The 14,710-nt window shown below is 66.4% G+C and carries 12 protein-coding genes and 1 pseudogene; 6 read left to right on the plus strand and 7 right to left on the minus strand.

All coding sequences use genetic code 11. The features are described 5' to 3' along the window. The first annotated feature begins 11 nt into the window (after positions 1–11). Genes CTZ28_RS44740 through CTZ28_RS44760 form a run of 5 tightly spaced genes read left to right on the plus strand, consistent with a single transcriptional unit; the run spans position 12 to position 4,225 of the window. A complete protein-coding gene (locus tag CTZ28_RS44740; RefSeq protein WP_121895549.1) occupies positions 12–908 on the plus strand; it encodes an ABC transporter permease in 897 nt (298 codons plus the stop codon). Beyond that, entirely contained in the window at positions 905–1,711 is an 807-nt protein-coding gene (locus tag CTZ28_RS44745) for an ABC transporter permease (protein ID WP_121895550.1), read from the plus strand. The genes CTZ28_RS44740 and CTZ28_RS44745 overlap by 4 nt, the downstream gene beginning before the upstream one ends. A 6-nt stretch (positions 1,712–1,717) precedes the next feature. Beyond that, a complete protein-coding gene (locus tag CTZ28_RS44750; protein WP_121895552.1) occupies positions 1,718–2,758 on the plus strand; it encodes an ABC transporter ATP-binding protein in 1,041 nt (346 codons plus the stop codon). Continuing rightward, complete coding sequence (locus tag CTZ28_RS44755; protein WP_121895554.1) at positions 2,751–3,416, plus strand: glycerophosphodiester phosphodiesterase; 666 nt, start codon at positions 2,751–2,753, stop codon at positions 3,414–3,416. The genes CTZ28_RS44750 and CTZ28_RS44755 overlap by 8 nt, the downstream gene beginning before the upstream one ends. After that, positions 3,413–4,225: an inositol monophosphatase family protein gene (locus tag CTZ28_RS44760; protein WP_121895556.1), complete on the plus strand. Its 813-nt coding sequence runs from the start codon at positions 3,413–3,415 to the stop codon at positions 4,223–4,225. Before CTZ28_RS44755 ends, CTZ28_RS44760 begins: the two co-directional genes overlap by 4 nt. Positions 4,226–4,322: 97 nt before the next feature. Here the strand turns inward: CTZ28_RS44760 and CTZ28_RS44765 are convergent, their stop codons facing one another. After that, entirely contained in the window at positions 4,323–5,324 is a 1,002-nt protein-coding gene (locus CTZ28_RS44765; RefSeq protein WP_121895558.1) for a carbon-nitrogen hydrolase family protein, read from the minus strand. Further along, a complete protein-coding gene (locus CTZ28_RS44770) occupies positions 5,321–6,799 on the minus strand; it encodes a purine-cytosine permease family protein (RefSeq protein ID WP_259472098.1) in 1,479 nt (492 codons plus the stop codon). The genes CTZ28_RS44765 and CTZ28_RS44770 overlap by 4 nt, the downstream gene beginning before the upstream one ends. Before the next feature lie 127 nt (positions 6,800–6,926). Between CTZ28_RS44770 and CTZ28_RS44775 the strand changes: the two genes are divergently transcribed. Then, positions 6,927–8,420, plus strand: coding sequence for a PucR family transcriptional regulator (locus tag CTZ28_RS44775; protein ID WP_121895561.1), 1,494 nt, complete (start codon positions 6,927–6,929; stop codon positions 8,418–8,420). Positions 8,421–8,444: 24 nt separating this feature from the next. On the opposite strand, the gene CTZ28_RS44780 is transcribed toward CTZ28_RS44775, so the two are convergent. From CTZ28_RS44780 to CTZ28_RS44805, 5 genes and pseudogenes are all read right to left on the minus strand, one after another. Then, entirely contained in the window at positions 8,445–9,332 is an 888-nt protein-coding gene (locus tag CTZ28_RS44780; protein WP_121895563.1) for a LysR family transcriptional regulator, read from the minus strand. A gap of 198 nt (positions 9,333–9,530) precedes the next feature. Then, the gene (locus CTZ28_RS44785; RefSeq protein ID WP_121895565.1) at positions 9,531–10,976 is read right to left on the minus strand and encodes an amidase; all 1,446 of its coding nucleotides are present in this window, start codon (positions 10,974–10,976) and stop codon (positions 9,531–9,533) included. 202 nt (positions 10,977–11,178) lie between these two features. Continuing rightward, positions 11,179–12,618: a purine-cytosine permease family protein gene (locus CTZ28_RS44795; RefSeq protein ID WP_220795552.1), complete on the minus strand. Its 1,440-nt coding sequence runs from the start codon at positions 12,616–12,618 to the stop codon at positions 11,179–11,181. A 181-nt stretch (positions 12,619–12,799) separates the two neighbouring features. Next, positions 12,800–12,973 (minus strand): annotated as a pseudogene (locus CTZ28_RS49195) (transposase); the annotation flags it as partial. An 83-nt stretch (positions 12,974–13,056) separates the two neighbouring features. Beyond that, complete coding sequence (locus CTZ28_RS44805; protein ID WP_121895572.1) at positions 13,057–14,574, minus strand: CoA-acylating methylmalonate-semialdehyde dehydrogenase; 1,518 nt, start codon at positions 14,572–14,574, stop codon at positions 13,057–13,059. Positions 14,575–14,710: the final 136 nt, after the last annotated feature.

Genomic DNA, 14,710 nt, shown 5'->3' on the forward strand with positions numbered 1-14,710 from the left:
GGAGACCGGCGATGAGAAGAAGACCTGTGACGGGCCTGCTGGCCATCGCACCGCCCGTCATCGTCATCGCCCTCTTCGTCGGTCTCCCGATGGTGTCGGCGATGCTCTACACCCTCGGCGACACCGGCGGGCTGAACTCGACGATCGGCTCGATCGCCCAGCATCAGCACACACCCGAGCGTGGCTGGCTGACGCTGGACGCCTACCGTGAAGTGTTCGCGGACGAGTCGTTCCGGGCCAGTCTGGTGGCGACCATCGTGGTGACACTCGTCGCCACGGTCCTGGTCACGATCCTGGGCTGGGGTATCGCACTGTACGGGCGTTTTCACGACGGTCCGCTGTCGAGACTGCTGACCGGTGTCTCGATCGTGCCGATGTTCATCCCCGCGGTCATCGGCGCGTACTCGATGCTCACCTTCTACGCCCCCAACGGCATGCTGCGCACCATCGGCCTGGCCCTGGGATGGGACAGTGCCCCGACCCTCAGCTACACCCTGACCGGCGTCACCCTCGGTTCGGTCTGGTCCAACCTGCCGCTGACCGTGCTCCTGATCAGCTCGGGCCTCGGCGGCGTCCCACAGACCTTGATCGACGCTTCTCGGGATGCCGGCGCCGGACCTGTGCGCCGGTTCCGCAAGGTCATCCTGCCGCTCACCACCGTGCCCACGATCATCGCGGCCACGTTCTCGGCAATCGGCATCCTCGGCAGCTTCACCCTGCCGTACGTGCTCGGGCCCACCGCCCGGAACATCCTCGGACCTCTGATGGACGACACCTACTCAGCCTTCAACATGCCCCAGCAGGCTCAGGTGATGGCCGTGGTCGTGTTCGGCCTGGCCTTGGTCGCCTCGATCGCCTACGTGTGGGCCAACTACCGCAGCGCCCGCCGCTCGGAGGTGCTGCGATGAGCCTGGTCTGGAAGACCACCCGCACCCTGGCCGCGCTCCTGCTGCTGTTCTTCGTGGTCGGCCCCCTGCTCTGGCTGGGCGTCCTGGCCTTCGCCGGTGACTGGCGCTCACCCGACCTCCTGCCCTCGACCTGGACCCTGCAGTGGTGGGACACGGTCTTCTCCGACTCCCGGTTCCTCGACTCGGTGGTCCTGAGCTTCACCACCGCGCCGCTGGTCACGTTCATCTCGATGGCGATCTGCCTGCCCGCCGCCTACGCCTTCGCCCGGTTCGACTTCCCCGGCCGGCAGTTCTTCCTGATCGGGATCTTCGCCACCAACGCCTTCCCGCGCTTCGGTCTGTTCATCGCGATGGCCAGCCTCTTCTACACGCTCGACCTGATGAACTCGTTCGCCGGCGTCATCATCGTCCAGCTCGTCGGCACGATCGTGTTCATGACCTGGATTCCCGCGGCGGCGTTCGCGGCGATCCCCCGCAGCGTCGAGGAAGCGGCCCGTGATGCCGGGGCCGGGGCACTGCGGGTGTTCTTCCGCATCACCCTGCCGATGGCCGCCCCGGGCATCATCGTCGCCGTCATCCTGTCGTTCCTCGCCGCGTTCGACGAGGCCCAGGGCACCTTCCTGGTCGGCAACCCCGACTACGTCACCATGCCGACGCAGATGTACCAGCTGATCGGCCACTACCCGCGGCAGGTCTCCGCCGTGTTCTCCGTGCTCCTGTCCATCCCCTCCGTGGTCCTGCTCCTGCTCGTGCGCAAGCGCGTGACCGGCGGCGCCGTGGCCGAGGGCTTCCAACTCCGGTAGGCGACCATGACCGACGCACCAGGCCTCTCCCTGCGGGGCATCACGAAAACCCTCGGCGGCCGCAAGATCGTCGACAACCTCGACCTCGACGTGAACGCGGGCGAACTGATCTGCCTTCTCGGCCCCTCCGGCTGCGGCAAGTCGACCACGCTGCGCATGATCGGCGGGTTCATGAACCCGGACGCCGGCACCATCGCGGTGCGCGACCGCGACGTCACCGCCCTGTCGCCCGAACGGCGTCCCACCGGCATGGTGTTCCAGAACTACGCCCTCTGGCCGCACATGACCGTCTTCCAGAACGTCGCCTTCGGCCTTCAGGTGCGCGGCCTGTCCAAGGCCGAGATCCGGGAAAAGGTCGAGACCGCGGTAGAACTGGTCGGGTTGAGCCACCACCTGCGCTCGCGCCCGGGGCAGATCTCCGGCGGTGAGCAGCAGCGCGCAGCCCTGGCCCGCTCGATCGTCCTGGAACCCGACGTACTGCTGCTCGACGAGCCGCTGTCCAACCTGGACGCCAAACTGCGGGTGCGGGTGCGTGACGAGATCCGCGAGATCCAGCGCCGCAGTGGCATCACCACGGTGTTCGTCACCCACGACCAGGAAGAGGCCCTGGCCATCGCCGACCGGATCGCGGTCATGAACGCCGGGCGCATCGAGCAGTACGACGCCCCCGACCCGGTCTACCGGCAGCCCGCCACACGGTTCGTGGCGAACTTCGTCGGCACGATGAACTTCCTCGACGCGCAGGTGACCTCCGCCGGCTGCGCACTCCGGGACGGCACCGTCATCCAGGTGCCTGGCGTGCGGCAGGGCACCAGGGTGCTGGCGATCCGGCCCGAGGACGTCCGACTCGTCGAGCACGGTCAGGGAATCCCCGCACGGGTGGTCAGGGACGTGCCACTGGGGCACTACCGCGACGTCACCGTCTCCGTGGGCGGTCAGGAACTGCACGCCTTCACCCCGAGCACGGCCCGCCCCGCCGGAGAGGTCGCCGTGGTCTTCGAGCGGGCGGTCGACTTCGCCCCGGACGGGGAGACCGCGCATGTCTGACCGTGTCCTGCGGATCGCCCACCGTGGTGCTCCCTTTCATCATCGGGAGAACACGATCGGGTCCGTTCTGAGCGCCTTCGAACGTGGCGCGGACCTGGTCGAGGTCGACGTCAAGGTCACCGCCGACGGCATCCCGGTGGTACTGCACGACCACACGCTCCACCGGCTGTGGGACCTCGACGTGGCCGTCACCGACCTCCCCCTGGCACAGCTGCCGGGGCGCGACCTCCCCCTTCCCCAGCGCCTTCCCACCCTCGACGAACTGCTCGGCACCGTCCAGGGCACCCTGCTGCTGGACCTGCCCTCCGCACTGGAGGCCGACGCCGTCCTCGCCCGGAACGTCCACCGTCTGGCCGTGACCGGTGACCCCGAAGCCCTGGCCCTCGTCCGCGCGGCCCGACCCGATGCGGTGATCGCTCTGAGCTGGGACGAACCCGCTCTCCCCGACGACACCTGGATGCGGCGGGTGCGCCCGGACTTCGTCAACCGCCCCCACGAACTCGCCGACGCCGCCGAGGTCGAGGCGATCGTCACGCACGGAAGCCGTTGCAGCACTTACACGGTCGACACGGAAGCGCGCGTGCGTGAGCTGCGCGGGGCGGGCGTGCACGCGATCATCTCCAACGACATCGACATGCTGGCGAGGGTTCTGCCATGACACCCGAAGACCTCAAGCGGGCACACGCTCTCGCCGTCGGCCTGGCGGGCGATGCCGCGGGCTGGATCAGCGCCTCGAAACCAACCCGTGTGCATGCCAAGTCGGCGCCCTCAGACCTGGTCACCGATCAGGACCCGGCCATCGAACGAGAACTGCGCGACCGCATCCTGAACGCCTTCCCCGACCATCGTGTGGTGGGCGAGGAACTCGGCACCGGCGACGGCCCGCTCGTGACGCAGGCCGGCCAGGACGTCCCCACGTGGTATCTCGACCCGATCGACGGCACGTCGAACTTCGCGTCTGGTCTTCCCCTGTGTGCGGTCAGCATCGCGCTCGTACATCAGGGACGCACGTGTGTCGGCGCGGTCGCCGACCCCTGGCGTGCCGAGGTGTTCTCAGCCTCGTCCGGTGCGGGGGCCCTGATGAACGGCAAGCCTTTGCGAGCACGTGAGGTGAGTGGCCTGGCAGGTGAGCTGGTCCTCACCGAGTGGGTGGGCAACCAGCCGTGGCCCGGAATGATCCCCTTCTTCCAGGCGGTGGCTGAAAGGAACGGGGTGGTGAGGATTCTCGGATCGACTGCCCTGTCCTTGGTTCAGACCGCGGCCGGACGCTCGTGCGCCACCGTTCTGGGCGTCTGTGACCCGATCGACGACGCAGCGGGGGTGCTCATCGCACAGGAAGCCGGTGCGACCATCGTGAACGCCGGCTCCGGAATCCTCGCCGCGGCGCCGGGGGTGGCCTCAGCGCTGATGCCGATCCTTCGCGATGCGGGAGCACTTGACACAATGAGCCGAGTTGTCGGTGGGTGACACGGCGAGCGTCATTCGCGGCCACCCCCGGGACCAACTCGCTCAGCCCAGGAAGCTCAGCGAGTTGCGGACAATCACCCAGCGCCGGTGCAGAGCGCTATCCGGTCCGTTTGTCCTCCTTCGTTGCTCCCGCGTCGTCTTCGTTGTGATTGATCCAGGTGACTGAAGACCGAGGGCTGCGATCGATGGTCAGGCTGAAGATGTCCGGTCGGGCGTAGTGTCCGGCGACGTCGAGGTCGTGCTTGTAGGCGAGCGTCTGGTCAGTGTCGATCTCGGCATGCACGATCCCAGGGGTGTTGAACAGCGGGGCAGTGATCCATGTCCCGTCCGGCCCCGCAATGGCCGAACCGCCGGTGAACCACAGTCCTGTCTCCGGGGTCCCCGGGCCGACTCCGGCGCGATAGGCGTCGCGGACCTGGCCGGGTACGTCCTCGGCGCGCAGGAGTTGGGCTGCGGCCAGTACAAAGCATCGGCCTTCGAAGGCGTAGGTGCGGCTGGCTGCCTGGTGGGCGTCCGTCATGTCGGGCCAGGCGGCGACATGGATCTGCTCATCCTGACTGTGCATGGCTTGACGGATCAAGGGCTGCCAGTGCTCCCAGCAGATCAATCCTCCGAGGCGGCCGAACTCGGTGTCGTGTGCGCGCAGGCCGACCGCGTCGGGTGAAGGCGCCCAGACGATGCGCTCGGTGTGGGTTGGTGTCAGCTTGCGGTGTACACCAACGGTTTCCCCCTGGGGTCCGATGGTGAGCAGGGAGTTGTAGATGGTGCCGGAATCTTTGGCTCGGCGCTCGTTCATGCCGATGATGACTGTGGCACCAGCTCGTGCGGCTGCCTCACGGATGGGGTCGAGTTCGTGGGAGTCGCTGCTCGGACACTGCCGGAGAAAGGCCGCATACCAATGGCGGGCTTCGGCATCGTCCCAGCCGGCAAGGCCAAAGATCCATGCGGGATAACCGGTCAACCATGTCTCGGGAAAGGCGATCAAGCGGGCACCGTCGTGCGCTGCGGCGTCGATGTGCCTGGCCGCACGTCGCACACCTTCGACAAGGTCGAGGATCGCCGGGGGTTCTTGGACTATGGCGACGTGTGCGGTGCTCACAGTTCACTTCCGAGGTGGTCTGTCGCTGCCGGGACCGCCAGGCCCCTGGAAACGAGTCCATTCAGTTCACGGTTGCTCTCCTCGATCCGTGCCGCCTCTTCGGTGAGGTCGAGTCCGCGGGTGAGGAGGACGTACAGGCCGCCGCCGACGACGAGCCCCACGATGAAGGCGATGTCCACACCGTCGAGGGCGCGTGCGGCAGGGCCGACGTAGAAGCTCAAGGACATAAAGGGAATCATGGCCAGCAGACCGACTACGTAAGCGGTCAGACCGCGCCAGGCCCACCGCCCGTACATGCCGTTGGGGTTGTACATTTCGGTGATCGCGTAGTGGCCACGCCTCACCAAGTAGAAGTCCGCGAGGTTCACGGCTGTCCATGGGATGAGGAAGTACAGCATCAACAGTACGAAGTTGTTGAAAGAGCCGAGATAGTCGGACGGCAGGGCCAACGCGATAATCACCGAGAGCACCGCGATGATCCCGATCCCGGTGACCCTGGCACGCACTCCCGGTTGTACGGGTGTGAATCCGTCGACGGCACTCGCGCTGGTGAGCATGGCGCCATAGGAGTTGACGGCACAGATAGTCAGGAGAGCGGGGACGGAGATGAGGACCAGCAACGTGCCGAATCCGCTGAACAGGTCGTTGCCGACGGTGACGAGGCTGCCCACTGCATCGGGTGCCTCCAGGTGTGTGCCCAGCAGCGCGCCCAGGCACATCAGCCAGACAGCGGAAGCTCCTGCCCCGAGGTAGGTCCAGGTGATGACTCCACGCGCCGGGGTGTCTGTCGGCAGGTAACGGGAGTAGTCGGAAACGTAGACGGAGTAGCTGATCTGATAGCCGGCTGCCACCGAGAACATGATGAGAAACCCGGTCAGTGTCCAGCCGGATTCGACGGCCTCTGGAGCGCTGCCCACGTGGGCAACGGCGTAGACAGTGAACACTCCGAAGAACACGAGGAGGATGGGCGTCAGCCAGCGCTGCACCCAGTGCAGCAGGTCGTGACCGATGACGGCAAGGACGACCGCGACGAGCATGAGGAACGGGTACCAGAACCACCGCCCGCCCGGCAGGACCGTCTGCAGAGCCTGGGTCGCCAGCACCAGGTCGAAGACGATGAAGCCGACATAGACGAACACCGTCGCCGTGAACGGCACGATCGCTCCGCGGGAGCCGAACTGCGCACGGGACTGAATCATCTGCGGCAGGCCCATCGTGGGGCCCTGATTGGCGTGGAAAGCCATGAAGAAGGTCCCGAAGCCCACGCCGAGAACGATTGCCAGACAGGCGTAGCCGAGGGAGAGCCCAACCGTCGGCCCGAGGAACCCGGACACCATCGTCACAAGGACGAAGTTCCCCGTGAACCAGAACGGACCCTGATGCCATGGTTTGCCGTGCCGCTCGGACGCGGGCACGTGATCGATCGACCGGGTCTCGATCACCCCGCGCTGTCTGCCCTCATTGGTTGCGCTCAACGTTCCTTCTCCCATGTCACGGAAGTACCCAAAGCGGCGCTGCGTGGCTAACAGTTTCTGTACCCGGGGTGACTTGGACAACAGAGGAACCTAGAGACTTTCACGCCATGCGATGTAGGTTCCCACAATGGCTACCACGCTTCGTGACTTGCTCGACGACCCGGCCCTCGGCCTGAGCCTGCTTGTGGACGGCGACCTGGACCGCCCCATACGGTGGGTACATGTCAGCGAACTCGCTGATGCCTCGCCCTACCTCGACGGCAACGAGTTGATCCTCACCACCGGCATCTGGCGCCAGCGAGGAACTGAAGCCCTGGATTTCGTGCGCGCCCTGGAGACCAAGTCGGTCGCCGGCCTCGGCTACGGCCTGCTCAACCCGTGTGATTCGGTGCCGCACGGCCTGATTCGCGCATGCCGGGATGAGGGTGTCCCGCTGGTGCTGGTGCCCACCGAGACTCCGTTCATTGCCATCAGCCAGCGTTTTGTCGAACGACTGCACAACAAACGTGAAGGGGACCTGCGTGCCTCCCTCGCCTTCATGTCCGATCTGATCGCTTCGGCGGACAGTCCGGATCCCGCCACAGGATTGAAGGCAGTCGCGCGCATCCTGCACCGGGAGACCGGTCACGGAGCCTGGATCACCGACGGAAGTGGGCGCCTGCTTGCGCACACAGGCCGCATGCCCGACAGGGACTACCTCCAGACCGTTGCGCAGAACATGCGCATCCACCCGAACAGCAACGGCAGCGTGCGTGCCCTCCGTAACGGCTCCCGCATCACCGCGCTCATCGGCCTCGCCATGGACAACACCGGGATACTGGCTCAGGCACGGCTCGAAGCATCCGTGCCCGTGGTCGGGCTGGTACTCGCCAGAGAACGCACCATCCGCGAGACCGAGCGCAGACTCGCTGGTGAACTCGTCTCCCTCATCCTGGCCCGGCAAGAACAAGCAGCGGCAGCCCGTATGACCTCTTACGGTCTGAATCCCCACAAGCCGAACGTCGCCATCGTTGCCGCCGTGGCCGACGCAGAAACCGCCCTGGGCGACGCCGAGCGATGGCTCGACGCGGAAGGCCTCAACGGTGTGGTCACACTGCGCGCTTCCCAGCTTCACCTGATCATCGAGGACAGTGCAACCACCTCCCACGCCGACGCTTACGCGAGCACGCTCGTCCGAGCAGTGACCGCAACGGCCGCAGGCGTCGGAACCCTTGCGCCCGACATCAGGAGTCTGCGCAAGAGCCTCGTCCAAGCCCGCCAGGCCTGCGAACTGGGCGTCCGCCGCGGCGGAGGGACCGTCGTCTCACAGCAGCTTGCAGGACGCCACTCCCTTCTGCTGGCTCTCCAGGACCAGGACGTCCTCGACTCCTTCCGGGACGCTCTGCTGGCTCCGCTGGAAGACTATGACGCCAAGCACTCCGGCGACCTGGTGCCCACGCTGCGCGCCTTCCTCACCTCAGGCGGAAAATGGCAGCAGACCGCGGATCACCTCAATGTCCACGTCAACACGTTGCGCCACCGTCTGGCAAGGGTCGAGGAGGTCACCGGTCGGCGCCTTGACGACACCAGCGACCGCGTCGACCTGTGGCTGGCACTGGAAACCCTACGTAGCGAGACCTGAGCCCGCCGCCGCTCGTGGCGACGATCACGCGCGCAGGTGCTCGCTGTCGTCGACAATTTGTTTCAGGAGTGCTCCGATCGCGTTGACCCGTCCGAGCCTGACCAGGTCCTTCGGAATCACCACCCAGTACGTACGCGTAACCGTGAAATCCCGTGGCAGAACCCGCACGAGGCCGGGCTCCGCATCGCCTATGTAGGTCGGTAGAGGCGCAATACCGAGACCTTGTCGAGCTGCGGTGTAGTGACCGGTGATGTTGTTCGTCTGCACCATCAGGCGCGCCTCGGCCAGATGCTCTGCGAGACTCTTGAGGGGTTGGACGTCCAACAGGGAGTCGAGGTACCAGATGAAGGGATGCTCGGCGAGTTCAGATCGATCTCTCGGTGCGCCGTGGCGCTCGAGGTACTCGGCCGAGGCGTACAGGCCGAGGTCGTAGTCCGCGAGCTTGTGCACTTCGACCAAGCGGCGCGATGGCTTCTCCAACGTGATCGCGATGTCGAAGTCGCGTCCGGTGATGAGGTCGTGTGTCGTCGAGGTGAACACCTCGACCATCAAGTCATCATGTCGCTCTCGCAGATCAGAGAGAGCGGGGATGAGCAGGTAGGCGCCGAACCCGTCCGGGGACAGGACGCGCACCGTCCCCGCCAAAGCGCCCGTTCTCGGCGATGCGCTGTCCATGGCTGCGGCCAGGATCGTCTCCATCGACTCCGCGTGGGGGAGAACTCGCCGACCTGCCTCGGTCAGCGTCCAACCCGAGACACCGCGATCGAACAATCGCACGTTCAGCTCTTGTTCAAGCCTGCCGAGGCGTCTTGAGACGGTCGTTTGGTCCATCTGCAAACGCTGCGCCGCGTCACCCAGCCGTTTGCTCCGCGCGAGCTCAAGGAAGACGCGGAAGTTGTCTGCGCTGACCATGCTGCATTCTTGCATAGGACTTTGTGTATTTGATCGTCTACGACAGCATGGATGCCGCGCGAGGGTCTTGCCCTCGCCGCGATAAGCGTTGCGGCAGGTCAGCGCCGCGGTCGGCGGCGCCGACAAGCCGGGGTCCCCGCTGAAAGACTCAGGTCGACAGTTCTCTGCCCAGGAGCGGACGGACCTGGTTCATCCGGTTCACAGGTCGGGGTGCCGCTTGTTCCACTCCGTCACGCGCTGGAAGGCGTCGACGATCCCGACGAGCGCGGGCTCGCCGAAGGCCGGTCCCACCATCTGCAGGCCGACGGGGAACGGGCGCCCGGAGTCGGTCGTGGCGAACCCGCCGGGGAATGTGATGGTCGGGAGCTGCGAGAGAGTGAAGGGCACGGTGAACCGGTGCACACCAGCCGTCGTCTCCTCGTCCATGCGCATCATCTTCTCCACGGGCGGCGCGATGAACGACAGCGCTGGGATCAGGACGGCATCAACCGTGCTGACGGCCGCCTCCATGCGGCCCTTGAAGTTCCAACGGCGCAAGAGCAACTCGTCGTAGTCGATCGCCGACAGCTGACGGCCACGCTCGATCAGCTCGCGCAGCGCCGGGCCGTAGGTGTTGCGGTGCGCGAGGAAGTCCTCGCCGTGTGCGCGGGCGGTCTGCGCCGCGCACACACCGAACCAGTCCTCGATCGCCTGCGTGGGGTCGGGGAGGGCCACCTCGACGATCTCGGCGCCGAGGCTGCTCAACTGGGCCTCGGCCGCCCGGTGGGTCTTCTCGATGTCCTCGCTCACCGCGCTGTAGCTCCACTGCGGGTCCACACCGATGCGCACACCCCTCATCGACCGCGGCTCACCGACAGAGAGGCTGGGGACAGGAAGCAGCGACGCGGTCGGGTCGCGGTCGTCCGCACCGGCGATCGTCTCCAGGACGAGTCCGGCGTCGCGGGCGGAGCGGCACATCGGCCCGACGTGGTCGAGGGTGGCCGCGAGCTCGAAGACGCCGGCCCGGCTCACCCGACCCCAGGTCGGTTTGAGCCCGGTCACCCCGTTGGCGGCGGAGGGCATCCGGATCGAGCCGCCGGTGTCCGAACCGAGGGCGCCGAAACAGAGCCCGGCGGCCGTCGAGGCACCACTTCCGCTGGAAGAGACACCGACCCAGCGGTGCGCGTCCCAGGGGTTCAACGGTGCCCGGAAGGGATGGGTGTGCTCGGTGTACACCCCCTCGGTCGTGTGCACCTTCCCGAGGATGACGGCGCCTGCGCCCTCGAGACGCTCGACGACCGTCGCCGAGGTGGCAGCCACGATCCCCTTGCGCGACGCCATCCCCGCCTCGGTGGGCCAGCCCGCCTTGTCGTAGATGTCCTTGACGGCAAGCGGTACGCCGTCGAGCCGCCCGAGCGACCGGCCGGCGGCGCGCCGCTCGTCCGAGCGGCGGGCGGCCGCCATGGCCTCCTCGGCGGCGAGACAGGCATAGGAGCCGATGGTCGCGTCGACGGCGTCGATGCGCTCGAGCATCGCCCTGGTGACCTCCTGCGAGCTCAGCTCCCCTGAGGAGAGCAGATCGGAGAGCTCGTAGATCTCCTTGTAGTGCAGTTGCTCGGTGTTGTCTCTGCTGGCGGTGTCCGTGCTCGCGGTGTCTGTGCTCATTCAAAGCTCCGGTCTCGACCTGTTGTTCTCTGTTGGCGGGCTAGGGTCTTTCGTTTGGATCAGGCCGGTTCAGGGAGCGGGGTCTGGTGCCGTGGATCGCAAGGCGGAGGAGGGCGGCAGGGCGGAGCCCTGACAACCGACGACAACGCCGCGAGGCGCGGTGCCAGGGCCCGCGAGCCCGGCATGATCCAAACGAGAGGCCCTAGTCCATGGCTGGCGCGGGGGCGGGCGCCACGGGGACGTCCGACCGTCGGTAATGCGATCCCTTGGTGAGGACCGTCAGAGATATGTAGATCACCGGACCCAGCACCATCGCGATGAAGGAGGCGTAGTAGTCCGGATACAGCCCGGCCACCCCAGCGGCACCGACGACGATACTGACGAGCAACGCCGCGACACCGCACACGTTCCAGTTCTTGACCTCGCTCTCGAGATACTCGATCTGGTCGGCCGGCGCGAGGTGGAGCCACTTGCGGCAGACGAAGTAATCGCTGAGCAGGATGAAGATCCACGTATTGGTCATGATGCCGGTGATGGCAAGGAAAGTGGCCGTGTACTGCAGGATGTTGATCGGGTAGAGCGCGATGCCGACGACGACCAGAAGCACCATCCACCACTGCCTGCCGACTCTCCTCTTCGAGAGGGCGTCCCAGCTGTTGGCGAGCGCGAGCGAGCCGGAGTAGAGGTTCATGACGTTGATACGGATCTGGGTCACGATCGCGAAGATCACACCAAGAACACCCATGATCACGGTGAAGTACAGGCCCGGGTCGGTTGCGGAGAGCTCCTGCTGGGCGCGAGTCCCGTCGAAGCGGTCCACCATCGTGAACCCGAGGAAGACACCGACGATCATGACGCCGACGATCATGAGCAGCTCGACGAGCATCACCGCGCCGGTACCGACGTAGGAGACCGACCGCTTGACGAAGCGGCCGTAGTCAGTTGCGATCAGTGCCTGGAAGACCACCTGCCCGTTGGCCAGGCTCAAGGCCTGCCACATCGCCGAGGTCGAGACACCTCCGGTGACCTTCCATTCCCCGGGGCCGACGAGGACGTAGCCCTTGGCCAGCATGACCATGCCGACGACGAAGAGCAGGATGAAGATCGGCGTGCCGAACCGCTGCAGGAGGCTCATCGAGTGCATGCCGCGCCATGAGAAGTAGAGCGCGGTCGAGGCGACGAGGGCGAAGACCACGCTCGCACCGGCGGAGTTGATCGAGATGTCGAACAGCTCACTCAGGCCGTGCGAGACGATGCTTCCCTCGAAGATGAAGTAGAAGACGTAGTTGATCGCGTAGACGAACGAGGCCACCGCGGAGCCCTTGGCGCCGAATCCGAGGCCTCGGGAGAGCAATGGCAGCGAGAGTCCTTGCTGGCTCGCGATCCGCATGACCATCGCACCCACGATCGTGGCCCCGACGACCATGTAGGCGACCGGGATCAGGAACATCGGCCAGCCGACCAGGAACCCGATCTGGCCGCCGAGGGCGAACCAGAACATCGCCGTGATGTTTCCGGTCAGGACCAGCAGGATCGCCGGTCGGCGCCAGCGCGCGCTCTCGGGCACCCTCTCCGTCGCGTAGCTCTCGATCTGGTCGTCGAGGCTGGCGGAGGGGCCTCGGAAGTAGTCAGCGAGACTCACGTGCATTTCCCTTCGGGCGACAACGCCGTCGCCGTAGCCCACTCCGCGGACACCGCGGTCGGCCAACAGATGTGAGTCACATCTCAGCGAGCAACGATGCATGAGTCAATGCCGAAATGTGCAGTTGCGACTTCATATCTGCAGGCGGGAGGAGGCGGTCGTCGACCCTTCGGAGGTGGCGGGCGAGATGAACCTTGCTGGTCAGGACGCCCCGGGAGCGTCCGAGGCGGGCATCGGGCCCCCTTTTCGGACGCATCCGCTCGAAGGTTCCGTTCGTCACCCGGCGGCGGAAGCGGGTGTGCGGCGTGGCCCAGGGCCCGTACCGCTCGGGCACGTCCCGCCAGGCCGTACCGGTGCGGGAGCGTGCCGCTCACACGAGTGCCTTGCCGACGTCCTCCGAGGCATCGGCAAGGCAACGAGCGTCATCGGTCAGGCAGCTCAGGAATGGGTCGGCATCGCGAAGTCTGCGCGTACCTTGGTGTCGTTGGGCCAGCGGGTGGTGGCGGTCTTGTAGCGGGTGTAGAAGCGCACCCCTTCGGGGCCGTGGATGTGGTGGTCACCGAAGAGCGACCGCTTCCAACCGCCGAAGGAGTGGAAGGCCATGGGGACCGGAATCGGCACATTGACGCCGACCATGCCCGCCTCGACCTGGTTCAGGAAGGCGCGGGCCGTGTGCCCGTCGGCCGTGAAGATGGCCGTGCCGTTGCCGAACTCGTGGTCATTGACGAGCTTCAGAGCCTCGGCGAACGACTGAACACGCACCATCGCCAGCACGGGGCCGAAGATCTCCTCGCGGTAGATCCGCATGTCCGGAGTGACGTGGTCGAAGAGTGTGCCGCCGATGAAGAAGCCGCCCTCGTGCCCGGGGAACGGGACCCGGCGGCCGTCGACGACCAACTCGGCTCCCTCCTCGGTGCCCACGTCGAGGTAGCCGGCGACCTTGTCCCGGTGGACCTTGGTGACCAGGGGGCCCATCTCGACTCCGTCCTGCGTGCCGGGGCCGATCTTGAGGTCGGCGAGGGCGGCGACAAGGCGCTCGCGCAGGGCGTTCGCGATCTCCTCGCCGACGGGGACGACGACCGAGATCGCCATGCACCGCTCGCCGGCTGAACCGTAGGCGGCGCCCATCAGCGCGGCGACCGCCTGGTCGAGGTCGGCGTCGGGCATGACGACCATGTGGTTCTTGGCACCGCCGAGTGCCTGGACCCGCTTGCCATGGGCGGAAGCGGTCTTGTGGACATACTCGGCGATGGGAGTCGAGCCGACGAAGCTGACCGCCTCTACGTCGTCGTGTGCGAGGAGCGCGTCCACAGCGGTCTTGTCGCCGTGGACGACATTGAACACGCCCTTGGGCAGTCCGGCTTCGGCGAGCAACTTGGCGAGCTCGACCGTGAGGGTGGGGTCCTTCTCCGACGGCTTCATCACGAAGGTGTTCCCGCAGGCGAGCGCGACGGGGAACATCCACATGGGCACCATGGCGGGGAAGTTGAAGGGCGAGATTCCCGCGACCACACCGAGTGGCTGGCGCAGGGACACCGCGTCCACTGCGCGGGCGACGTTCTCGGAGAATTCCCCCTTCAGCTGCTGGGGGATGCCACAGGCGAACTCGACGACTTCGAGCCCACGGACGATCTCGCCCTTGGCGTCGTCGAGTACCTTGCCGTGCTCGGCCGTGATGATCGCGGCCAGGCGGTCCGTCTCGCGTTCCACCAGGTCCCGGAACCGGAACAGGATGCGGGCGCGGATGTGCGGAGGGGTGACGGACCACGTTTCGAATGCCTCGGCAGCAGCCCGGACGGCGGTGTCCACGTCCGCGGCCGTTCCCAGTGCGACGAGGCCGGTCACCTGGCCGGTGGCGGGGTCGTACACCTCGCTGCGGCGCTCGGCGCCGCAGTCGTCGAGGCGGCCGTCGATGTAGTGGTCGATGTGTGCGGGGACGTTTGTTGTAGTGGTCATGGCGGCTCCTCAGGCGGCTCTACCGTCTTGATCGGGTTGGTCGAGCCATTCGTAGGGTTGGGTCGCCCAGGGGTGCTGGGTGTGGCTATCAGGCGGCTGCCGTCTCGTGGCTTGCCTCGCTTCGCCGCCCGGCACC

The sequence above is a fragment of the Streptomyces shenzhenensis genome, from assembly GCF_003688995.1.
GTDB classification, from domain to species: Bacteria; Actinomycetota; Actinomycetes; order Streptomycetales; family Streptomycetaceae; genus Streptomyces; species Streptomyces shenzhenensis_A.